This is a genomic window from Siminovitchia terrae, assembly GCF_003605405.2.
Classification (GTDB): Bacteria; Bacillota; Bacilli; order Bacillales; family Bacillaceae_C; genus Siminovitchia; species Siminovitchia terrae.
Genome location: NZ_QYTW02000038.1, coordinates 22680 through 44653, shown reverse-complemented (window position 1 = coordinate 44653; position 21974 = coordinate 22680). Strand labels below are relative to the sequence as shown.

Below are 21974 nucleotides of genomic sequence, written 5' to 3'. Positions count from 1 at the left end.
AATACTTTGAAGCCGTTGTTCGCCCACTTTGTATTGAAGTACGTTTTCTTTTTATATGGGTACTTTGTTTTATGGCCCGCTTTTCTTGCTTTTAATGCCGCATCCCGTGCGAACAAATACTTATGACAAACCGCCTGCACGGATTGAGAATGAATAGGGAAGATTCCTTTTGACCTTTTTTGCAACTCGCTTTTTGTTATCCATTTTCCTGTTTTCAAATGGGTTTCTTTGGCAAGGGCGAGACAGAAGTTCCACACTTCGCCTGATACGCGGTTGCACTCGAACAGTCGGTCAATGGTTTCCTTGCTTGCGCGAAACAGAGTTTTCATACAACGGAGCATTTCGTTTCCTCCCACTCGTGAATAATGAGGATACATATGTCTCATTATAACACAAAACAGAACAAATGTTCCTGCGAAATTCCACAAAGGCAAGCATTCATCCCCCACCTACGCTTTGCGTTGAGGAAAGGGACTTCTGCCCTAAGTTGTTAAATCTACAGCTGATCGTTGAAGGAATACATAAAATGATGAAAAGCACACTCATATTCTTTTAAAGCTTTAGAGGAAGGCAGTGATAGCATCTCTCATGCGGGGATAAAATTAGGGCTAATTAATAAGATAAATTAGCCCCAAACTCTTGTTACACAAGGACTTTTGAATTGATGAGCCCCTTTAAGAACTAGTCAAAACTCCTTATTATTTGTTTCGAATCGAATCCACTGTCGCCTGATCCGTCGCTTTCACGAGCTTCACAAGCAGTTCTTTGGCTGCAGCATAATCATCCACATGTACAATAGACGCATGGGTATGAATATATCGGGAGCAAATTCCGATTACTGCACTCGGAACCCCTTCGTTGGAAATATGTACCCGTCCGGCATCAGTTCCTCCCATTGATACAAAATATTGGTAAGGAATATCGTTGGATTCAGCCGTATCAAGGACAAATTCTCTCATTCCTTTTAGCGTCACCATGGAACGATCGAGAATCCTTAAAAGAACGCCTTTTCCAAGCTGGCCAAATTCTCTTTTGTCACCGGTCATATCATTTGCAGGACTGGCATCCAGTGCATAGAAGATATCAGGCTTAATCATATTCGCAGCAGATGCAGCTCCTCTTAAACCGACCTCCTCCTGTACCGTCGCTCCTGAATAAAGAGTGTTAGGCAGCTTTTCCCCCTGCAGCTCCTTCATCAATTCAATAGCAAGACCACACCCGTAACGATTATCCCATGCTTTTGCCATGATTTTTTTCGGATTTGCAAGCGGAGTAAATGGGCAAATTGGGACAATTTGCTGGCCAGGCTTGATTCCGATTTTCTCAGCATCCTCTCGATCATCAGCCCCAATGTCTATCAGCATATTTTTTTCTTCCATCGGCTTCTTCCTCTGTTCCGGACTAAGCAGGTGAGGAGGTATTGAACCAATTACTCCTATAACCGGCCCGTTATCTGTGATAACTTGCACCCGTTGAGCAAGCAGTACCTGATTCCACCATCCACCCAACGTTTGAAAACGCAGCATGCCGTTTTCCGTAATTTGCGTCACCATGAATCCTACCTCGTCCATATGACCGGCCGCCAAGACTTTAGGCCCCTGTCCATGTTTCACACCAAAAACACTGCCCAGACGGTCTTGTACGATTTCATCTGAATACTTTTCCAGCTCGCTTTTCATAAACCGGCGTACTTGATGTTCGAAACCTGAAACTCCAGGAAGTTCTGTCAGAGTCTGAAACAAATCTTTCGTTTCTTTTTCCAATGAAATTACCCCTTTTCATGATTTATGTGAATAACTGATTTATCACTAATTATACTGTCCAGATTCGACGGACAGGAGGTTGTACTCTGAGCCCTGCCGACGTATTGCAAGCGACAGGACGCCGAATCCTGACCAGCTATGTGTCACTTGAGCATTGTTCATGGCTGCGCTTGCCCTTTTGATGTATTGCTTCCATTTTATTTTTCTTTTATATATTTTACCAACATATGAACCTCCCCCACTTAGCCGATTAAAAAACAAAGCGTCTTGAAGTGGCGGTTTCCGCTGGCCTGCGCGACATCCAGCTTTCGCCGGCGACTGCAAAGGAGCAGCCGTTGCCCGGGGGGCAGAAAAAAGGTGTTGCGATACCAGATAATGTCTGTAAGACATTATAGTGGTTGAGCACCTGCAAAGCAGGCTGCCACCTTCGGCAACAGAAGTACGAACGAAGAACAAAAGCGTAAGCGCCTGTTTATCGACGTACAGACTGAGCTGAAATGTGAAGANAGTGACTCCAACGAGATAAAGGAAACACGAAGTGCGAGAGTGCCTGCTTATCGGCGACAAGCATAAGACGAGCGCTGAAGAAGGTGTTGTTTGCCTTCAGCAGCGATTGGCTTATGACCTCGAGCCGATGGCACTCGCAGCCAGACAACACGGCGAGGAAGGCAGGCTCAAAACGCGACATCCTGTCGCTTCGCTTGCACTAGGACGTCCTGTCCGTCGGAGTCGATGTTGACTTATCGTAGGAGGAGGCGCAAAGTCTGCTAGTCGATAGGCGCTGGAGCTGGACGCAGCACAATCTGATAAACAAGTTATACACAAGCATAGAATTTTATAATTTCCTATACCACGATGAAAGCTTCTCCTTCTGGGGCGGTTCTGCCCGTCTACTACTTCTTCCCGGAAAATCAGCGATTTTCTAGGAGGCCCGTAGATATATGTGATCTTTGTGTTTGATTACCCGGAAGTTTCCGTAAAGGTACTCCGTTAGGATGTTCCCTGCACCATGGAGATCGCGGTGACATTCATAACCGCAGCGGCATGTATAAACTCGGCCTTTTGTTTTTTTGCGGTTCCCGCAAGAAGGACATTCTTGCGACGTATAAAGTTCTTTTCGTTTGATGATTTTTATGCCGTAAGTTTCAGCTTTATATTTGATGTAATGATTGATTTTTCCGAAACTCCAGTTGGATAGCTTTTGGCGCGAGTTTTTGTTTGTTTTTCTTTTCTTTTTGGTGTTCTTTTGGACACCTTCGGTGTCCCCTATCAAAATAGTTTTTGTATTATTTTCTACGCACCACTCTACAAATTGCTTCGTTGTTTTGTGCAGGTGATATTTTAGCTGCTTTTCGCTCTTTGAAAGGATATATTGCTTCGCTCTGTTATATTTTTTCCACTGTCGGCTGTGCTTCTTACATCGAGACATTAATTTTTGTAGTTCCCTTAGTTTTTTGTTTCGCAGTCTGTGAATGCTTCTCAGTTTCCTTCCAGTAATAATAATGCTGGTTCCATTTTCGTGAACAGATGCAATGGTGTGGATTTCCCCTGAATCCACCGCTGCTGTTTGAGTGTTGGTGTTTTCTTCTGTTTCTTTTCCATCGTCGTAAGAGAGGCAAATGTAAAGATTTTGGTCAAATACCAATTCGACTTCTTTCACCTCGAACGGAATGCTCTTTGCCAGCGTCAGCACTAAAGCTTTCTGACGTTTGCCGTTCCAATTACCGAGGCTAAGCGCTAGTTTCTTGCCTTTGATGGAAAAAGATTCGTCCACCCATTTAGGGTTGAACTGGTTTTTGAACTTCCAAGGGTAACGGGTATTCAGGCCCTTTTTCCTGGCTTCTAACGTTCCTTCACAGGCATTCAAATACTTGTGAGCCACTGCTTGTATCGTTTGACTATGGATGGGGTATAGACCTTTCAATTCTTTTTGTAGTTGAGTTTTAGAGATCCATTTACCGCTGAGACGGTGATAATATCTAGCAAGGCTCACACAGTCATTCCAGACCTGCCCGCAAGTACGACGGATATCAAACAATCGGTCAATGATTTGCTTGTTTGCTTTGAATCCGACTTTTAGTGTTCTGAACACAACGATCCACCTTTCTAAATATTTAGATTATATTTATTTTACTCTTTTGGTTCGATAGAAAACAAGCGTTCTTACCCAAAAACCTTTTGGCTTCGCCAAACTAAAATTCATCCCCCACTTATCGACTATCACCGATTGAAGTAGGGGGCTTCTTTTTAGAAGATCGTTAATCTTTCATAATTTAGTAGCATTTAATATTCGAACTGCCCCTGAAATTACGATATACTAGAAGAGATGATTTGACTATGGAGGTGTTCGTTGTGAATTGGAAAAACTTTATTCTCGGCGCTGGCGCTGGTGTGATTGCCGGCTATTTTGCAAATGAAGCATTAAAGAAAAACTCTTTGGCATCTGGTGAAAAAGTTCTTCAAACTGTAAAAGAAGCATTTAAAGATTCCGGCAGCATTGAAGGATCCTGGATTAAATTCAGACCTGAAGAATATGAAAAATACGCAGTAAAAACAAAAGTGTACCGAGGCGGCATTACTACAAAAGAAGATGGCGAAACAAAACAATATGAATTCCTTGCCGATGCCAACACTGGTACAGTCGTTGATGTATATCCAGTGACTTACGCGTAAATGTTATAGTGAGCTGCTCCTGAACTGATCATGCGGCTACATAGAACAAAAGCGCAAGCGCCTGTTCATCGACGTACAGACTGGAGTGACTCCAACGAGATAAAGGAAACACGGCGACGAAGGAGCCGATGTTGACTTATCGTAGGAGGAGGCGCGAAGTCTGCTAGTCGATAGGCGCTGGAGCTGGACGTAGCACAATCTGATAAACAAGTTATACACAAGCATAGAATTTTATAATTTCCTATGCAACGAAAAAACAGGTGGAAATTGAATTTCACCTGTTTTTTTACTATTTTCTCTTAACAGCATCAGTGATATTTCCTTCTTCGTCCCACTTTAACGCTCTATAGATAGCATCATGATAGAAGATAAACCAACTTCCCGACTCAATTTCCGCAGGAATCCATTTTTGTTTAGCATGGATGGAGTCCATCGGATAGTCATCATACGCCAATACCCATAAAACGTTCGAGTGGGCGTGTGTCGGCATAATATCTGCCATGTGAACAGCCTTTTGGCCGTCACTTTCAATGGTAATGATACTGTGCCCCGCACTATGTCCGCCAGTATGGAACATTTTAATACCGTCTTCAATAATCAATTCATCTGTAAACGTTTCCACTTGATGAGCAATCGACTCCCAATTTTCCTTCCAATATGTATTTCTTGACCGAATATTCGGATGCCTCATTTCATCCCACTCAATTTGAGAAGTGTAAATGACAGCATTCGGAAAAAAGGATGTGTGGCCATCTCCATCACGCTTGGTAAGCCCCCCTGCATGATCGAAATGCATATGGGTCATGCAGATTATATCGATGTCTGCAGGCGATAATCCCAGTTCAGCCAGTGATTCTTCGATTCTGGATTCTTCCGTTACACCGAAGTTTCGGACTTGTTTCTCCGATAACTTCCCACTTCCGAGCCCAGCTTCTATTAAAATATTCTTACCGTTTTTTCGCAAAAAAATGGGATCTGATCGCAATTCAATAAGGTTCTTCTCATTAACAGGGTATTTCTTTGACCAAAGTGCTTTTGGAACAACACCAAACATAGCCCCTCCATCAAGATTGGTCACTCCCCCATTCAACCAAGTCAACTTCAAATTTCCAACCTGCATCGTCTCCAATATTCTCATCTCCCAGCTTTTCGAATCATTGTATCATACATTTTTGATTATAAAGGATAGGAAAAATATTTTTCCATACAATAAAATACTACTTGGCGAAAGGATGATTTCTATTGTCTCTGTCTTATCAACATCAAATTGGGCTTTTAAAAGATATCATGGTGAACCATTTGGAAGATTCCCAAGGTTCCGCTTCAGAGTATAGTCAAATCGGAAGGCTTGTCAAATCACTGCTTGCCAATCACCAAATAGATTATCAATTAGCCCCCGTGCTTGAGGAAATATATTTGTACTGCCAAAAGAGCTTCCAAACTAATGATTTGGAAAGGCACATTGGTGACCATCAGGGACATCTATCACAATGGATTGGTCATATCGATCAATATTCCTAAAAAATGTTCAAAAGGTGCAAACTAGAAGTAAGAAGTTCGAGGAGGCGAAATTTCGAGCAACTGCTTATACTGGAGATGAAAACTTCCATTTTGCCCGCGGGAGGTGGACAAACGGAAGTTTCCCCCTAAGAATTCAGTACTTATGATGATTTTTGGGACATTCTCTAAAAAACTGTTTCCAGATAGTTCCCCCAAAAATTCATCTCCTGGTAGCGTTGCTGACTCTTATGCCATCCGATGGAAAGCATCGTTTGTGCGATAACATACCATTTCATTCGCAGTTGAAGATGTTCTGTATGTTTCAGACCATACAGGCCAAGCCAATGCTTCCAGTCATCCCTTGGAATATACCAATATAAAAGCGGCCCGATATCCAAGGCAGGATCTGCAATGGTGGCACCGTCCCAGTCAATAAGAAAAATTTCATTGTTGTCTGAAAGAAGCCAATTATTATGATTTATGTCCCCATGACAGACTGTAAATTTCTCACTGCTTACATGAGGAAGTTCAGTTTGCAGGAACTGAAGCGATTTATGGACCGCAGGATCCAACAACAGTTCTTCATCCAGCGCTGAAATCACTTCTTCCAGCATCATCTCCGGTTTGTAAGGTGTCTTTCCGAGACGTCCAAGCATGGATAAAAGCGGGCTGGACTCATGTATTTTCTTTAAAAGCTTTGCCACGCCATCCTGGGCCATTTCTTCCGGCTTGAATTCCCGGCCGTTCAAACATTCCTGCGCAGTAATCACATCACCATTCTCCATCCTTTTTGTCCATATTAGTTTAGGGACGATTCCCTCTGCTGATAATACGGCCAAAAAAGGTGAGGAATTACGTTTCAAAAAAAGCTTTTCATTATTTTTAGACGCAAAAAAAGCCTTTCCTGTCGCACCGCCGGCAGGAATGATTTCCCAGTCATGCTCTAATAAGTGTTTCACCGTCATTCACCTTCAATTAAAATACCGGAGGCGACACTCCGTTCATCTCATCAGAAAGAAAAAAGACAGCTATTGGATTTTTGAAAATACAACAATAGCCATCCCTTCCTTAAAGTTTAACGCGAACCGACTTTTTTCGTCAAGACCCAATCAATGGGATTCATTATTTTCGCAAAGTTTTTTTACAGTTCAATCCTGCAATGCTGTCTGATTTGGCAATGTTTATCAAACCTGCTTTTCAGCCCCTGATAGAGCTCCCCCGTTAGCCCGCCTTACTTTTGTTTTTGCACACCTGTCAAGCAATGCCTTGGTCGCGCGAAATTGCATCATTTTCATAGGTGAAATAAAGGATTTCAGTTCATTTAACCAAGCTTCATAGTCCTGCTTATCGATGAACAGAACATCCTCAGGAGGATTTTGATGAGTAATATATCCCTTTTCAGCAACAACCACTTTTTCAATCGGCAGGTCTGTTTCAGATGACTGAAATATTTGTCTCGCCACATGATTCATCCGTCTGACAGATAGAACCGGACTCAAAATTTTCATTTCCCTGTCTTTATTTTTTTTCTGCCAAAAATGTCCGTTCGAGCCGATATAAAGTGCGTCTTCTTCTCCATCCAAAAAAGACATGCACATTAATTTAGATGGAGTGACCATTAATACTTCCATCTGCATCTTCGCCTTTTTTAACTGAAATACGGGATTGTACATCAAAAAAAATGTATCAGGAAAACGCTGAACAAGGCTGCGCAACCGAGAATCAGTAAATAATGATGCAAGGGGGTTCGACTTTTCCTTGATTGTGGAACTGGCCCATTTAATTTGTGAAAAAAAGAGCTGATCAAGGTATGCCTGCTTCAGTTTCTCTACTTTGTCCCTCTCCAAGTGTGTAACGCCAAGTCTATTGGTTTCCTCCTCAAGATTTGCCTTCCATCTTCTCATTTTTAGCCGGACAAACAAGGAAGTATACCTGGATAAATCAGATTCATAACGAGATATACAATCGTGTAATTTTATAAGCTGAGCCATTTAACTTCATGCTTCCCCTCTTCTACATAAAACGTGTTCAAAAAGTCTCCAAATTGAATCCGGAAGGCCGGTTTGAGACGCTGGATTTCACAGGATATGATGACCTCCATGTTACTCGCAGGACATGAGTGGTCTCAACGGAAGTTCCCTTGATACAGAAACAATCCAATGAAAAGATTCGCCTCTGGTCATTTAGTACCTTTTTGAACATCCTATATAAGCTTAAAAGACTCCACCATTTCATATTTCGGTGTTCTATCGAGATGGGTGCGATACAACACTGCTTCTTCCATTGTAAAAACTGGACCAGGAAGTAAGGATGCCAAGCTTTTTTCAGCCGCTGTCATTTGAAATTTCCCCTGTCCCATCCACTTTCTAGCAAGAGTAATATGAGGCTTGAAGGGCCTTGTCTCAAGCTCGAAGCCCGCTTCAATGCATGATGCATAGACTTTATCCCTCACCTCTGCTAAAGACGAGCTTTCAGTCGTATTGACCCACAATATTCTTGGAAGATCTGGACGCCCAAACGTCCCTGCCTGATTCAAATCCACCTGAAATGAATGAACATCTTTCAATGCTTCCTTTACACTTAAAACACTTTCAGCAAGCCGGCGTTGATCGGCATTTCCAAGGAAAGCCAGAGTAATATGGTAATCCGCGCGATGTACCCAGTTTTTAAAAGGGAAGTTCGGTTTCAACTGTTCGCTGATTTTAGATAAATGAACTTTTACTTCATCGGGCAATGTCAATGCAAAGAAATAGTGGGTTGAATGCATGTTTTTTTGCTCCTCTTATCAAATGGGCCTTGGCGTATTTGCGCCCAGATTTTATCGAGCTCCACTCGATAAATTTCCTCTGAAAATCTGTGGAATCCGCCAGAGGCTTTAACTTTATTCAGTGGTTTGAACCCCCACTGAATGGAATACCAATATGCTTTCATCTCACCACTTACAGAAGTGGGAGACTTCTGCTGAATGAAGTTAAATTTCCACTTTTGTATCCTGATTGATTCTCGCTTCAAACAGCCCCTGCAATTTGCATGTGATATTTCCAGGTTTACCGTTAGCTACTGTTTCTCCGTTCACCTTAATCACCGGCATGACCTCTGAAACCGTACTTGTAATAAATACCTCATCCGCATTCTGAAGGTCTATCAATTCAAATTCCTTTTCAATGAACGGAATGCCATTTTCTTTGCATAATTCTGCAAGCACCTGCCTCGTAATACCATTAAGTATTAAATTATTAGCTGGATGAGTAATCACTTCGCCATTTTTTACGATGTAGGCGTTCGAGGATGACCCTTCAGTCACGATGCCGTTGCGGTGCAGAATCGCCTCAAAACAATCGGAATCCGCTGCCTCCTGTTTCGCGAGGACATTTGGAAGCAAGTTCAGGCTTTTAATATCACAGCGGAGCCACCTGATATCCTCGGTCGTAATGGCTTCCACCCCTTTTTCAAGCAGGCTGGCAGGTCTTGGCACTTCATTCGTATATGCCGTAAAAACAGCCTTTGTGCTGCTTTCAGGCTTAGGAAACATATGGGCTCTCGGTGCTGCTCCCCTCGTCACTTGCATATAAACGGAGCCAAAGTCCACTCCATTTTCTTTCACAAGCTCCTCAGTCAGCCCCCGAATTTGTTCAGAACTCATGGAAACATCCAATTTGATTTTTTTTGCGCTTTGAAAAAGTCGTTCGATATGCTCCTTTATTGTGAAAAGTTCTCCACCATAAACACGGATAACCTCATAAACTCCATCGCCAAATTGGTAACCGCGGTCCTCTAAATCGATATTTACATCCGACCGTTCAAGAATTTGATCACCAAGAATAATTTTCCCCATTACTTCTTCCTCCCATCTTCCTTAATCTTGTGCAAGCTCATAAAATGCCTGAGCATATAAGGCCGTCGCTCTCAAAAGATCTTCGATTTCCATATATTCATCCTTCTGGTGTGCAACATCAGGTCTTCCCGGAAACAAAGCGCCAAAGGCAACCCCGGTTTTCAATGAACGTGCATACGTCCCACCACTGATGGAAAGCATTTCTGCCTTCTCATTTGTTTGCTCCTCATAAACTTTTATGAGCTTTTGGATTAAAATATCATCTGTTGGAACATAATGTGGCTGCAGATTGGATACATTAGTTACTTCAAAATTGGCTTCTTCTGCCTTTTTCATGATTTTCTGCATTCCCTCTTCCATTAAGAAGGAAGCAGGGTACCGCATATTCAAGCCGAAGCGTCCGCCATCCTCATCATTGAAGGTCATTTTGCCCACATTAATCGTTAAATCTCCAATCATTTCATCGTTATGCCGTACCCCAAGCGCCCTGCCGCGGGAATCCTCAAAGAAGAATTGAACAGCCACATTGACAAAGTCCATCCCTTTTCTATCTAGCTTGATTGTGGAAAGAAAATTGGCTAAATGCAGTCCGGCATTTTTCCCGTTATCAGGCTCCATTCCGTGAGCAGAAATGCCTTCCAGCTCTAAGACGAGGTATCCACTCTCTACATAATAGCTTCCATTCAAATCCTGTCTGTATTTAAAATCATTAAATAACTGCAGGAGCTCAGTTTGATCACACTGTATGTCAAGAACAGCCCGGGCATGGTCCGGAACCATATTGTAACGTCTTCCAGAAAAAAATGAAATGAGCGTGATTTTAGCTCCATGCTCTTTTGGTGAATCACGTTTTTGTTTCAAATCAAAATCTGCAATACCCTTTTCGGCATTGATAATTGGAAAGTCGGCATCTGGCGCAAATCCCATTTCCGGCATTTCTTCATGTTTAAAGTAGTGATCAACACAGCGCCATTTACTTTCTTCATCCGTTCCAATAATGAGTCGAATCCGTTTATCAATGGGAAGGCCCAACTCATTAACAATTTTCATTCCGTAATACGCTGCCATTGTCGGCCCTTTATCATCAATGGCACCTCTGGCAAAGATTTTTCCATCTTTCACTTCGCCGCCAAACGGATCTACAGACCAGCCATCCCCTTCTGGAACAACATCTACATGGCATAAGGCTGCAATAAGTCCATCTCCTGCTCCCATTTCCAGGTGACCGGCAAGGTTCCCTACATTCTTCGATGTAAAACCATCTCTTTCTCCAATCTCGAGCATATACTCCAATGCTTGCTTAACTTCCATGCCTAAAGGGGCATCTTCGGTGCTTTTAGGTTCATTCAATACGCTTTTTATCCGGAGCAGCCCTTGCAAATCCCGGATCAGTTCGTTCTTTCGTTTATCCACTTCGTCCTTCCAGTCAATGTTTGCCATGCACATAACTCCTTTGGTCTATTGTCGCTTCTTCCATTGTACAACTTTTTGTCCGGTCAGAAAAAGAGAAAGAGACTGCGAATCCACGGGAGAATCCATACATTTAAAAAACATATGATGACAAAAGGAATCAACAGCACTACTGTAACAATCTGTTTTCCCTTTATATAACCCTCTTTTCCAGAATATTTCTTCGTGAACGGATGGCCGCCGATCAATTTATACCAAACGCTGCCAATCCAAACGATCAGAAAAAAAACTCCAACTGCGCCAATCGTGATTTTTAACCATATAGGAGGTGAAAAAAAGATTGCTACTGCAGTAATACCGAGGACCTGAAAATATCCCCGAACATATTCCGTATCGCGAGTTGAGGCTTTAATGAACAACTCCAAGAAACCGTTTCTTGGGGATCGAGTTTTAAATATCCTGTTTGACTTCGAATAAAGCCTTGGGCTTTTACGGATTGGTTTTGGCTTCGGCAATTTTTCAATATCCATGGACAGCCCGAAAATCATTTCGGTATATTTGTTTTTATCTTTCTCATCAATTGAAAGATCCTGCTCAAAGGTTTGTATGGAGGTGAAACGCTTTTTCAAAAGCAGCATAGATGCTGTTCCATTCAATATAATGATAATGAAAACCGAAAGCAGACTGCTAGATTGAAGAGCCTTATAACTGAGCCACCATATGGTTCCTGCACCAACTACAACAGGGATGCTTCTGACAAGACTTCGCCATCCCCTTAAATGCACATTCAGCTTCCCATTCACAGCCATAATGAGCCACCTTAAGGAAACCCACATTCCGAAAAATAAAATAAGTTGTTTCACACTTAGTCCATAATGGATCATCCAAAGTGGAGAAATAAGTACGGCTAAGAAAGCTGCTGAAAGAGCCTCAGTCAAATATGAAACAATGATGCCGCCACGTTTCAATCCAAGCATTAGCATTTCATTTTTTCTTAAAAATATAATGTCTGCCTCTCTGATATAAGTTTTAAAATAGCTTCCCCATAACAAAAAGAAATAGATGGCGAATAAAAGCGGAAATGGCACGGATGCAATCCAGGCGGGTGGGTCAATCCACCAAGAGCGATACACAAAAATGGTAATGGCAGCTGCTGGAACGACAAGATAGATGAGAATCGTCCAATCGATAACGGTTTTGATAATCTTATACTTATAATTCCAATTTTCCCTCATTCTATGAAATAGAAGCCGACTGCTATTCATTGTCCCCATCCGCCATGTCTATGCAGGAATACAGACTTCCGTCTTCAGCTCCACACTTTGCGAGCACCTCATCCAGCGTACCGCAAGCCCTGACTGTCCCTTGTTCAATAACGATAAAAGAATCGCATATCCGCTGAGCTGTATCAAGAATATGAGTACACATAAGTATCCCTGTTCCTTTCTTTTTTTCTTCATCAAGCATATCAAGCAACATTTTAGTTGAACCTGGATCAAGCCCCATAAATGGTTCATCAATAATTAAAAGATCGGGCTTTGTAAATAGAGCAAGCGAAATCATTCCCTTTTGCTGCATCCCTTTTGAAAAAGTGGAAGGAAACTCATGGATTCTGTCTGCCAGGCGGAATTTTTCCAATAAAGATTTAGCATATGATAAATGTCCTTCACTCAATTGTTCAACGGCAGCGACAAACTCAAAATGCTCCCAAAGCGTCAGTTCATCATAAAAAATAGGTCTTTCAGGTATGTATGAATAGGAAGTTCCATCTTTTCTCGCGACATTGCCTTCAACGAAAGGCAGCTCCTGAAGAATCGCTTTGATGGTCGTACTTTTTCCAGCTCCGTTCGCTCCAATCATTCCTGTAAGAGAGGAACGCTCCAGCTTAAACCCAACTTGAGAAATCACCGGCTCCTGAGCTTTATACCCAGCTTTATTAATATCCACTGTCAATATTGGCAAAACAGCTTCATTCCTTTCTATTTCACTATTTCTCCATACGATTTAACTGCTAAGAAGTTTCAAACTTGATTTGAAAGGGAATAATATAAAGACCCTTAGACTTATACATTCGACATGATTTAACCTTTTTCTTCCAAGTTAGATATTATGCTTTAAAAATACAAACTAATGAGTTAGAATAAAAGTGTCTGACATTTCAGTCTCGAAATGCAGAAAATTTAAAAGCTAGTTTTGAAAAGGAGTTGTCCTCTGGAATTGCGCTATCAACAGCCTAATATCGTAAAGGCATAAAGCAGTCCGCATCCTCTGCCAAGGAATTTTAAGATGAGGGAGTGGTTTTTTGAAGCCGTCGACGAACAGAATGCTCACCAGAATCAAAGATGTATACTTATACATCAAAGAGAACGGTACAGTTTCAACAAAGGAACTTGCAGATGCATTCGGAAGTACACCTCGCACCATTCAAAGAGATTTGAATGTGTTAGAATACAATGACCTGATCAGTAGCCCGCGCCGCGGGAAGTGGACAACAACAGAGAAAAAAGTCAAAATAACATCGTAAATAGAAAAGCGGAGGCGCCTTGGTCAGCCCCGACAAAAGACAAGTCTTATAAAACCATTTTTAAAAGCCGCCTGTTTATCCTTTTAGGAAAACAAGCGGCTTTTTCTGCATCTATCATTTTTGTTCTTCCAAGTAATTCTTTATTACTTGGACTTCCTTATCCGTCAATTCGCGATATTCCCCAAGATCCAGATTTTCGTCTAACTTAAGCGGTCCCATAGACAGACGCTTTAAATAAATCACTCTTTTTCCTACCGCTTCAAACATCCTCTTTACTTGATGAAATTTTCCTTCTGTAATCGTCAGCTCAATATCCGAATACGTTCCGGATTTGATAATTTCTAGCTTTCCTGGCTTCGTCTTATATCCGTCATCCAATGTCACACCTTTTATGAAAGCTTCCACATCTTCTGAAGTTACGACAGAATCAATAACAGCAAAATACGTTTTGGGCACATCTTTTTTAGGCGATAATAACTGATGAGCCAATTGGCCGTTATTTGTCAAAAGCAGGAGCCCCTCTGTATCCTTGTCCAATCGTCCCACTGGAAAAGGATTGAAAATAGCGTCCTCCTCATTCAGCAAATCAATCACGGTCTGATCCCTTAGGTCTTCCGTGGCAGAAATGACTCCTGGCGGTTTGTTCATCATAAGATAAATAAATTCCTTATAATGTACCTCTTCCCCTAAAACCTCAATAGTATCCTCTTCAGGACTTACATGAAATTTTCCATCTTTTACAGATTCACCGTTAACAGTAACTCTCCCGCTCTTAAGGAATTTCTTTACGTCCTTACGGCTTCCATAACCCATATTGGCTAGTAATTTATCGATTCTCATTTTTTTTACCTCCACCTAGGATTCATATTTGAAAGGAATATACAATAGGCGTTTGTCTACACGCTTTTGTCACAATTACATAGGCTATTGATGCAGGAATGAAAAGATTGGAGTGAAAAAAATGTTTATTGATTACCGGCAGCAGCCTCCGATGGGAATGCAGCAAATGCCTATGCCAATGGGGAGCTTGCAGCAGCCAATGGAGTTTCATCCTCAGCTTGCCGAACAGCAAGGTGGAGTACCTCAGCAATTTCCTCCCGGATATCAAGGCTTTCCCGGAGGAGGCAGCGGTGGCGGTGGCGGCATAGATCGAAGAATTAGCCAGCTTGAAAGGCAAATGGAAAGATTAGACCGGCGTGTCTCTAGAATTGAAAGACAATTAGGATACACCCGGCCTGATTATTACGATCTTCCCGATCACTCCGGATACTATGGTTAAAATATGAAAAAAAGAGGCGCTCCCCCGCAGCCTCTTTCTTTTATTCGTTACGAGATTCGCAGCTTTTGCTTGAACTTTTGAAGCTTCGAACCAAACAGTCTGTCGGCCAGCCCCGATTTTAAACCGAGAAAAGCGTAAATGATTCCACCAGCCCCGGCACAAACCACAATAATGATAATAGATTGAAAAGTAGATTCCGGCGTCAAGAACAATAATAAGCCTTTATAGATAACATATACAGGGATTGCCATCATCACGTTAAAAATAACGATGAGCAAGGTTCTTCTATAAACGAGCTTGAATGGATAATAAGCGAATTTTTTAATGACGATTATATTGATTACAATGGCTACACCATACCCGAGTGCGGTTGCATAAATAGCTCCCTCCGTGGCAAAAAGCTTGATTAACGGAATATTAAATGTCAATTTGACAAGTATTCCGGTCAATAGGCTCAAAACTGTAAACCGCTGTTCATTAATCCCCTGCAGGATCGCTGCAGTTACAGAGTACAGCGCAAACAGAATGGCCACCGGCGCATATATGCGGAGCACCTGAGCTCCAAATTCATCGAATTCATAAAACATGGTGTACATCGGTTCCGCTAAAAGGGCAAGTCCTATTGCTGCCGGCATCGTAATGAATAACAATACCTGGAACGTCTGATCCAACTGGCGAAACATCAATGTTTTATCTTTTTTCACATAAGACTCCGTTACGAGAGGTACGATTGTAAGAGCAAAAGCGGTTGCCAATGAAACTGGAATGATGACAAGCTTGTGTGTCGTCATATTCAATATCCCCAATGCATCCAATGCTCCTGCAGCCTTCCCTGCTTCCGCCATCGCCCTTGTAAAAGTAATTTGGTCAATAAACTGAAAAAGCGGATTGGCGATGCCAACCATTACGAAAGGAAAAGCATATACAACAATTTCCTTGTACATTTCAGGCAATGAAACATCCATTGTGCCCTTATCTTTTTTTAGAAGCTCGTCAAGCCCCGGCTTCCGCTTATACCAATACCATAATAGAACAAGCAGACTTGCCAGACCACCGATGAAAGCCGCAAAAGTCGCGACACTGATGGCCGTGACAATATTTCCTTTCAATACATACAGAACAATAAATGCACCAGCTAAAAGAAAGATAATCCTGGCCAACTGCTCTAAAACGGTTGACACGGCTGACGGTCCCATTGATTGATGACCTTGGAAAAAACCTCTGATCAAACTCATGACAGGAATGATCAGCAATGCAAAGCTGACAGCCCTGATGACAGTCGCAACATCAGCAGCAGTATAACTGTGTTTTGTATCTACACCTTTTAATACAAGCTCTGCCAGCCATGGAGCAAGCCCATACATTGCCAAAAAAGACACAATCCCCGTAGCAAGCATGACATAGATGCCGGAACGAAATAACTTTCGGCCCACCGCATACTCTTCAAGCGTATTATATTTTGAGATATATTTCGAAACGGCAAGCGGGATTCCTGCTGTCGCAATGCTAATAAAAATTGTATACGGCACATATCCGAACTGATACAAAGCAGCTTGTTCAGCCCCGCCGATGATTTTATAAAATGGGATAACATATATAAGTCCCAAAACTTTGGATAAGATGGTGCCAAGCGTTAATATAAAGGTTCCTCGAATTAATTTAGATGACATTCAATCTCTGACTCTCCGTATGTTTATTTTTAAAGGAATATCCGATTCCGTATGTATTCGGAAACACACTCGATAAAACTCCCCTGTACTAGTTTACAGTTAACGACTGCTTTTGACAATGCACCGGTTTGTTCTACAATTCCCATTCAACTCAATTCCCATGTACGGTTATGCTCTATTTTCGTAAAATTGTCCAATTGTGAGCATTCTATGATTATTATAGAGTTCGAAAAATGGCTCTCTTCCCCTATCACCGAATTTTTTCACCGTTTTCAATTAATATGATGATAAAGTGATTGAGGAATAATGAACATCTTTTTAAATAATCACTCCTTCTATTAAATTCTCGTAGTATGTATTTGCTTTTACATAAACAGCATTTTAAAATGAAGTGATTAAAAGCAAATTAAGGTGTTGAATGAAATGATTTATGATGTCATTGTCATCGGCGGGGGGCCCTCTGGGTTGATGGCAGCTATTGCTGCGGCTGAGAAAAAAGGAAGCGTCCTGCTGATCGATAAGGGAAATAAATTAGGCAGAAAGCTTGCGATCTCTGGAGGCGGAAGATGTAATGTAACCAACCGGCTTCCGATTGATGAAATCATCCGCCATATCCCAGGAAATGGACGTTTTTTATATGGAGCGTTTTCTGTCTTTAATAATGAGGATATTATCCGTTTCTTTGAAAATCTCGGAATTGAGCTCAAGGAAGAAGATCACGGGCGGATGTTTCCTGTTTCAAACCAGGCGCAATCCGTTGTTGATGCCCTTTTGTCATATATGAATGACCTTGGCGTCAAAGTCCGAACAAGCTGCCCTGTTCAAGACGTTCTGTTTGATCAAGGCCGAACAGCAGGTGTTTTGCTTGAAAATGGCGAAACAATAGAAGGCCGCACCGTCGTTATTGCTGTTGGAGGAAAGTCCGTTCCACAGACTGGCTCTACAGGTGACGGCTATCCATGGGCCAAAAAGGCCGGCCATACAATCACAGAGCTGTTTCCGACCGAAGTACCACTCACTTCCAATGAATCTTTTATCAAAGAAAAAACTCTTCAAGGACTCTCTTTAAGGGAAATCGCACTCAGCGTCCTGAATCCAAAAGGGAGACCGATCATCACACACAGGATGGATATGATTTTTACACATCTAGGCATTTCGGGACCCGCGGTTTTGCGATGCAGCCAGTTTGTTGTAAAAGCAATGAAAAAATGGGATTTAAAAGAGGTTATAATGCATCTTGATGCCCTGCCGGAAATGGGACAGGAAGAGCTTTTTCAAAAAATACAGGGAGACATGAAACAGGAGCCAAAGAAAGCAATCAAAAATTCGCTGAAAGGGCTGCTGCCAGAACGCTATTTGCTTTTCTTGCTTGAACGCAGTAACATTGACCCGTCCTCCCCTTGCTCAACTGTTTCAACTGAAAAACTAAGGAGTTTTTCAACAATATGCAAGCAATTCTGCTTCACCGTTAACGGGACATTGCCACTGGATAAAGCATTTGTGACCGGCGGGGGCGTTTCCATTAAAGAAATCGAGCCTAAAACGATGGCATCCAAAAAGATGCCTGGACTTTATTTTTGTGGAGAAGTACTGGATATTTATGGCTACACTGGCGGGTATAATATCACCGCCGCCCTAGTTACTGGACGACTGGCTGGAAGTAATAGTGCAGAATACTGTAAACAATAAGAGGATATGCCTAACTTCGGACAGTATTTCTTCGTATACGGATAGTATTCTTGAAATTCTGGACAATATTACCGGAGTTGGGATAGTATTTAAAAATTCTGAATAGTATTCTCCAGACCTCGGACAGTATTTTTATATGCTGTATCGTTTTGACAGAAAAACTTTATAGTAAAAGACTTATCTGGATAAAATTTTCCATTACTTGCTTTACTCAAAATAAAGAGGGGCTTCCAAAATCGGAAGTCCTCTATTTAATATACATAACCATGGCACTGAAACAGTATATTTGTTCATCTTCCGCTTCCCTCAGGGCGGCAATGTTATACTTAATGTCAACCACCTGTTTGTGTTCTAGGTCGCTTAAAAACCGGTTGATTTCTTCCTCAAGGTCCTGTTCATGTTCGCAATCGAACAACTTGACCTGCACCATGGGCCACACCTCTCCGTTTTTACCATTAGTATGGCCCGTCTGTTTTATTTTTATACAATTTAAAATCTTCAACAAAATTCATCGATGTTTTGGCTTTGTTTCACCTGTCCAGGCAAGCATGCCACCGGTCATATTCACAACATTGTTATAACCGTTAGCCATTAGATATTTGCATACTTTATAGCTGCGGCCACCAGCTTTGCATATAATAATATATTCATTTTCTTTGTCAAAGAAATCCAGGTAGTTCGGAATTTCGCCCATTCTAATATGGACCGCTTCAGGAATTTTACCTTCGGCTACTTCTTCATCTTCACGTACATCTACCAAGTATAAAGTTTCGTCATTTTCCAGCTTTGATTTGACCTCATCAGGTGTTATTGTTTTAATTTCCATGACTATCACCTTTCGTTGAAATTTCAATTTCCATTATAACAAAGCTTCTCCTGGCTCAATAGAAAAAAACTTTCAAAAGTGGGCTTTTGAAGGGCAGTGTAAATAGCCTACAATTTTATGGCAACAAAGGTTCTACATACAGGAAAACAAAGCATTGCTCATGTTTATGTAAGAGAATGAGCACCCAACAGTATACACAGCTTCATGCTTTCATAAACAGCAAATCAGCCGCCAAATCAATGATAGGCGACTGATTTCACTCACTTATTTAATTTGCCACAACATTCACAAGTTTGCTTGGAACTGCAATGACTTTTCGAATTGTTTTTCCGTCGATAGCTGATTTGATTTTGTCATCATTTAAGGCGATTTCTTCCAATTCTTCTTTGCTTGCTTCTCGAGAAACCAGAAGTTTGGTACGAACTTTGCCGTTGACCTGAACTACGATCTCTACTTCTTCTGATACAAGCTTGGTTTTGTCATATTGAGGCCAAGCTTCATAAGCCACTGTTTCCTCATAACCAAGTTTATCCCAAAGCTCTTCGGCGATATGCGGAGCAATCGGAGAAAGCATTTTAACGAATCCCTCAACATATTGCTTTGGAAGAACTTCAGTTTTATACGCTTCATTGATAAAGACCATAAGCTGTGAAATAGCTGTATTAAAATGCATCGCTTCACAGTCTTCCGTTACTTTCTTGACCGTTTGATGATACACTCTTTCAAGTTCTCCGCCAGTGACCTCCTGTACTTTGTCACTTAAACTACCATCATCTGTTACTAATAAACGCCAAATTCGATCCAAAAAGCGGCGTGCTCCGTCCAATCCGGTCGTTGACCAAGCTGCTGAAGCCTCTGGCGGCCCCATGAACATTTCATAGAGACGCAGTGTATCCGCTCCATGGCTTTCAATGATATCATCCGGATTAACTACATTTCCTTTGGATTTACTCATTTTTTCATGATTTTCTCCGAGGATCATCCCTTGGTTAAAAAGCTTTTGAAATGGCTCTTTTGTCGGTACAACCCCAATATCATATAGAAACTTATGCCAGAAACGTGCGTAAAGTAAATGAAGAACCGCATGCTCTGCCCCGCCGATATAAATATCAACTGGAAGCCATTCTTTCAATAATTCTTTATCTGCAAGTTCCTTGGAATTATGAGGATCGATAAATCTTAGGAAATACCAACAACTTCCAGCCCATTGCGGCATCGTATTTGTTTCCCGGCGGCCTTTTTTGCCTGTTTCGGGATCTTCCACGTGAAGCCAATCTGTAATATTAGCAAGTGGTGATTCACCGGTACCTGAAGGCTTCACTTCGTCCGTTTCAGGCAAAATCAGCGGCAATTGGTCTTCCGGTACTGCTGTCATTGTACCGTCTTCCCAATGAATAATCGGAATCGGCTCTCCCCAATAGCGCTGACGGCTGAATAACCAGTCTCGTAAGCGGTACGTAACCTTTTTCGTACCGCAGCCTTCTTTTTCAAGCCAGTCAATCATCTCTGAAATAGCTTCGTCCTTATCCATTCCATCCAAAAATCCTGAGTTTACATGCGGACCGTCGCCAACATACGCCTCTTCCGCGATATTTCCTCCAGACACAACTTCTTTGATATCTAAGCCAAATTTTTTCGCAAATTCATAATCACGTTCATCATGTGCCGGCACTGCCATAATAGCTCCAGTTCCGTAACTCATTAATACGTAATCCGCAATCCAAATCGGAATTTTATCGCCATTAACCGGGTTAATGGCATATGCGCCTGTAAATACACCTGTTTTATCTTTTGCAAGATCTGTTCTTTCTAAATCACTTTTTGACTTGACTTGGTCAATATAAGCATTCACATGAGCCTGTTGCTCAGACGTTGTGATTTTCGCCACGAATGGATGCTCAGGAGCAAGAACAGCATATGTTGCTCCAAATAGCGTATCAGGCCTTGTTGTAAATACAGTAAAAGTTTCTGGATGACCATCAATGGCAAAAGTGACTTCTGCGCCTTCGGAACGGCCAATCCAGTTTCTTTGCATGTCTTTGATGCTTTCAGGCCAATCTAAATCTTCCAAGTCTTCAAGAAGCCGATCTGCATATTTCGTGATCCTTAAAATCCATTGCTTCATCGGACGGCGTTCAACGGGATGTCCGCCGCGTTCACTTTTTCCATCGATGACTTCTTCATTAGCAAGAACGGTTCCTAAAGCCGGACACCAGTTTACCGGCACTTCATCCACATAGGCGAGACCATGTTCAAACAGCTTGACAAAAATCCATTGTGTCCACTTGTAATAGTCGGGATCTGTGGTGTTAATTTCCCTGTCCCAGTCATAAGAGAACCCGAGAGATTTAATCTGGCGGCGGAATGTATCGATATTGTGCTGAGTAAACTCTGCCGGATCATTCCCTGTATCGATAGCATATTGTTCTGCCGGAAGGCCGAAGGCATCCCAGCCCATAGGATGAAGCACATTGCATCCCTGCATTCGTTTCATTCTCGCAAGAATATCAGACGCTGTGTATCCTTTTGGATGCCCAACATGAAGTCCGGCTCCCGAAGGATACGGAAACATATCAAGCGCATAAAATTTTTCATTAGCTTCATCCGTATTTGTTTTGAATGTTTTATTTTCTTCCCAATATTGTTGCCATTTTTGCTCCAATTCCTTATGGCTATAACTCATGAAGAAACCTCCTGACTTTTTCAATTAAAAAACCTCCCATCCCCGAGAAAACTCCTGGGACGGAAGGTTGCTTTCTCCCGCGGTACCACCCAATTTAGTGCATAGGCCACTCACTTCTTTAT

21 protein-coding genes, 1 pseudogene and 1 other annotated feature (1 of these 23 only partly in view) are annotated in these 21974 nt (G+C 41.9%); of the genes and pseudogenes, 5 read left to right on the top strand and 17 right to left on the bottom strand.

Translation table 11 applies throughout. The annotated features are described in order from the left end of the window. From D5F11_RS23755 to D5F11_RS23745, 3 genes and pseudogenes are all read right to left on the bottom strand, one after another. Nucleotides 1–341 (bottom strand): annotated as a pseudogene (locus D5F11_RS23755) (transposase); the annotation flags it as partial. Nucleotides 342–698: 357 nt separating this feature from the next. Beyond that, nucleotides 699–1763: a M42 family metallopeptidase gene (locus D5F11_RS23750; RefSeq protein WP_120119615.1), complete on the bottom strand. Its 1065-nt coding sequence runs from the start codon at nucleotides 1761–1763 to the stop codon at nucleotides 699–701. Between the two features lie 922 nt (nucleotides 1764–2685). Then, nucleotides 2686–3855, bottom strand: a complete 1170-nt coding sequence (locus tag D5F11_RS23745) for an RNA-guided endonuclease InsQ/TnpB family protein (protein ID WP_126646677.1) — start codon at nucleotides 3853–3855, stop codon at nucleotides 2686–2688. Between the two features lie 260 nt (nucleotides 3856–4115). Here D5F11_RS23745 and D5F11_RS23740 point away from each other — a divergent pair, with 260 nt between their 5' ends. Next, nucleotides 4116–4436, top strand: coding sequence for a PepSY domain-containing protein (locus D5F11_RS23740; RefSeq protein WP_120119189.1), 321 nt, complete (start codon nucleotides 4116–4118; stop codon nucleotides 4434–4436). A gap of 289 nt (nucleotides 4437–4725) precedes the next feature. On the opposite strand, the gene D5F11_RS23735 is transcribed toward D5F11_RS23740, so the two are convergent. Then, complete coding sequence (locus tag D5F11_RS23735) at nucleotides 4726–5565, bottom strand: YtnP family quorum-quenching lactonase (RefSeq protein ID WP_120119188.1); 840 nt, start codon at nucleotides 5563–5565, stop codon at nucleotides 4726–4728. Nucleotides 5566–5678: 113 nt separating this feature from the next. Between D5F11_RS23735 and D5F11_RS23730 the strand changes: the two genes are divergently transcribed. Then, nucleotides 5679–5957: a YtzH-like family protein gene (locus D5F11_RS23730; RefSeq protein ID WP_120119187.1), complete on the top strand. Its 279-nt coding sequence runs from the start codon at nucleotides 5679–5681 to the stop codon at nucleotides 5955–5957. A 164-nt stretch (nucleotides 5958–6121) separates the two neighbouring features. On the opposite strand, the gene D5F11_RS23725 is transcribed toward D5F11_RS23730, so the two are convergent. The 8 genes from D5F11_RS23725 to D5F11_RS23690 form a co-directional block, all read right to left on the bottom strand. Further along, nucleotides 6122–6895, bottom strand: a complete 774-nt coding sequence (locus tag D5F11_RS23725; protein WP_120119186.1) for a phosphotransferase family protein — start codon at nucleotides 6893–6895, stop codon at nucleotides 6122–6124. A 225-nt stretch (nucleotides 6896–7120) separates the two neighbouring features. Further along, nucleotides 7121–7927: a hypothetical protein gene (locus D5F11_RS23720; RefSeq protein ID WP_120119185.1), complete on the bottom strand. Its 807-nt coding sequence runs from the start codon at nucleotides 7925–7927 to the stop codon at nucleotides 7121–7123. 212 nt (nucleotides 7928–8139) lie between these two features. Beyond that, nucleotides 8140–8703, bottom strand: a complete 564-nt coding sequence (gene thpR / locus D5F11_RS23715) for an RNA 2',3'-cyclic phosphodiesterase (RefSeq protein WP_120119184.1) — start codon at nucleotides 8701–8703, stop codon at nucleotides 8140–8142. Then, nucleotides 8673–8867 carry a hypothetical protein gene (locus D5F11_RS23710; RefSeq protein WP_126646676.1) on the bottom strand — a complete coding sequence of 65 codons (195 nt, stop codon included), beginning with the start codon at nucleotides 8865–8867 and terminating at the stop codon, nucleotides 8673–8675. The genes thpR and D5F11_RS23710 overlap by 31 nt, the downstream gene beginning before the upstream one ends. 40 nt (nucleotides 8868–8907) lie before the next feature. Continuing rightward, on the bottom strand, nucleotides 8908–9771 hold the full coding sequence (gene dat / locus D5F11_RS23705) for a D-amino-acid transaminase (protein WP_120119183.1): 864 nt from the start codon (nucleotides 9769–9771) through the stop codon (nucleotides 8908–8910). A gap of 21 nt (nucleotides 9772–9792) precedes the next feature. Further along, nucleotides 9793–11211: a dipeptidase PepV gene (gene pepV, locus D5F11_RS23700; RefSeq protein ID WP_120119182.1), complete on the bottom strand. Its 1419-nt coding sequence runs from the start codon at nucleotides 11209–11211 to the stop codon at nucleotides 9793–9795. Nucleotides 11212–11267: 56 nt separating this feature from the next. Continuing rightward, nucleotides 11268–12446 carry an ABC transporter permease gene (locus D5F11_RS23695; RefSeq protein ID WP_185830884.1) on the bottom strand — a complete coding sequence of 393 codons (1179 nt, stop codon included), beginning with the start codon at nucleotides 12444–12446 and terminating at the stop codon, nucleotides 11268–11270. Then, on the bottom strand, nucleotides 12439–13143 hold the full coding sequence (locus tag D5F11_RS23690; protein ID WP_120119180.1) for an ABC transporter ATP-binding protein: 705 nt from the start codon (nucleotides 13141–13143) through the stop codon (nucleotides 12439–12441). Before D5F11_RS23690 ends, D5F11_RS23695 begins: the two co-directional genes overlap by 8 nt. Nucleotides 13144–13483: 340 nt before the next feature. On the opposite strand from D5F11_RS23690, the gene D5F11_RS23685 reads away from it, so the two are divergent. Then, nucleotides 13484–13705 carry a DeoR family transcriptional regulator gene (locus D5F11_RS23685; protein WP_120119179.1) on the top strand — a complete coding sequence of 74 codons (222 nt, stop codon included), beginning with the start codon at nucleotides 13484–13486 and terminating at the stop codon, nucleotides 13703–13705. 114 nt (nucleotides 13706–13819) lie between these two features. Here the strand turns inward: D5F11_RS23685 and D5F11_RS23680 are convergent, their stop codons facing one another. Beyond that, a complete protein-coding gene (locus tag D5F11_RS23680) occupies nucleotides 13820–14545 on the bottom strand; it encodes a pseudouridine synthase (protein WP_120119178.1) in 726 nt (241 codons plus the stop codon). Nucleotides 14546–14666: 121 nt separating this feature from the next. Between D5F11_RS23680 and D5F11_RS23675 the strand changes: the two genes are divergently transcribed. After that, the gene (locus D5F11_RS23675; RefSeq protein WP_244862196.1) at nucleotides 14667–14984 is read left to right on the top strand and encodes a hypothetical protein; all 318 of its coding nucleotides are present in this window, start codon (nucleotides 14667–14669) and stop codon (nucleotides 14982–14984) included. A gap of 47 nt (nucleotides 14985–15031) precedes the next feature. Here the strand turns inward: D5F11_RS23675 and D5F11_RS23670 are convergent, their stop codons facing one another. Next, a complete protein-coding gene (locus D5F11_RS23670; protein ID WP_120119177.1) occupies nucleotides 15032–16654 on the bottom strand; it encodes a putative polysaccharide biosynthesis protein in 1623 nt (540 codons plus the stop codon). A 423-nt stretch (nucleotides 16655–17077) separates the two neighbouring features. On the opposite strand from D5F11_RS23670, the gene D5F11_RS23665 reads away from it, so the two are divergent. Further along, complete coding sequence (locus D5F11_RS23665; RefSeq protein ID WP_120119176.1) at nucleotides 17078–18343, top strand: BaiN/RdsA family NAD(P)/FAD-dependent oxidoreductase; 1266 nt, start codon at nucleotides 17078–17080, stop codon at nucleotides 18341–18343. Between the two features lie 247 nt (nucleotides 18344–18590). Here the strand turns inward: D5F11_RS23665 and D5F11_RS23660 are convergent, their stop codons facing one another. The 3 genes from D5F11_RS23660 to leuS all read right to left on the bottom strand — a co-directional run bounded on the left by D5F11_RS23660 (nucleotide 18591) and on the right by leuS (nucleotide 21852). Then, nucleotides 18591–18773, bottom strand: coding sequence for a sporulation protein Cse60 (locus tag D5F11_RS23660; protein WP_120119190.1), 183 nt, complete (start codon nucleotides 18771–18773; stop codon nucleotides 18591–18593). Nucleotides 18774–18851: 78 nt separating this feature from the next. Then, entirely contained in the window at nucleotides 18852–19169 is a 318-nt protein-coding gene (locus D5F11_RS23655; protein WP_120119175.1) for a rhodanese-like domain-containing protein, read from the bottom strand. Nucleotides 19170–19437: 268 nt separating this feature from the next. Beyond that, on the bottom strand, nucleotides 19438–21852 hold the full coding sequence (gene leuS, locus D5F11_RS23650) for a leucine--tRNA ligase (RefSeq protein WP_120119174.1): 2415 nt from the start codon (nucleotides 21850–21852) through the stop codon (nucleotides 19438–19440). A 52-nt stretch (nucleotides 21853–21904) separates the two neighbouring features. After that, nucleotides 21905–21974 (bottom strand) — a binding site (T-box leader); it runs 171 nt beyond the window's last position.

Bases quoted from the DNA above. Each gene is read 5' to 3' on its own strand.
- D5F11_RS23720 (WP_120119185.1), bottom strand. From the start codon at position 7,927: ATGGCTCAGCTTATAAAATTACACGATTGTATATCTCGTTATGAATCT.
- thpR (WP_120119184.1), bottom strand. From the start codon at position 8,703: ATGCATTCAACCCACTATTTCTTTGCATTGACATTGCCCGATGAAGTA.
- D5F11_RS23710 (WP_126646676.1), bottom strand. From the start codon at position 8,867: ATGAAAGCATATTGGTATTCCATTCAGTGGGGGTTCAAACCACTGAAT.
- dat (WP_120119183.1), bottom strand. From the start codon at position 9,771: ATGGGGAAAATTATTCTTGGTGATCAAATTCTTGAACGGTCGGATGTA.
- pepV (WP_120119182.1), bottom strand. From the start codon at position 11,211: ATGGCAAACATTGACTGGAAGGACGAAGTGGATAAACGAAAGAACGAA.
- D5F11_RS23695 (WP_185830884.1), bottom strand. From the start codon at position 12,446: ATGAATAGCAGTCGGCTTCTATTTCATAGAATGAGGGAAAATTGGAAT.
- D5F11_RS23680 (WP_120119178.1), bottom strand. From the start codon at position 14,545: ATGAGAATCGATAAATTACTAGCCAATATGGGTTATGGAAGCCGTAAG.
- D5F11_RS23675 (WP_244862196.1), top strand. From the start codon at position 14,667: ATGTTTATTGATTACCGGCAGCAGCCTCCGATGGGAATGCAGCAAATG.
- D5F11_RS23670 (WP_120119177.1), bottom strand. From the start codon at position 16,654: ATGTCATCTAAATTAATTCGAGGAACCTTTATATTAACGCTTGGCACC.
- D5F11_RS23665 (WP_120119176.1), top strand. From the start codon at position 17,078: ATGATTTATGATGTCATTGTCATCGGCGGGGGGCCCTCTGGGTTGATG.
- D5F11_RS23660 (WP_120119190.1), bottom strand. From the start codon at position 18,773: ATGGTGCAGGTCAAGTTGTTCGATTGCGAACATGAACAGGACCTTGAG.
- D5F11_RS23655 (WP_120119175.1), bottom strand. From the start codon at position 19,169: ATGGAAATTAAAACAATAACACCTGATGAGGTCAAATCAAAGCTGGAA.
- leuS (WP_120119174.1), bottom strand. From the start codon at position 21,852: ATGAGTTATAGCCATAAGGAATTGGAGCAAAAATGGCAACAATATTGG.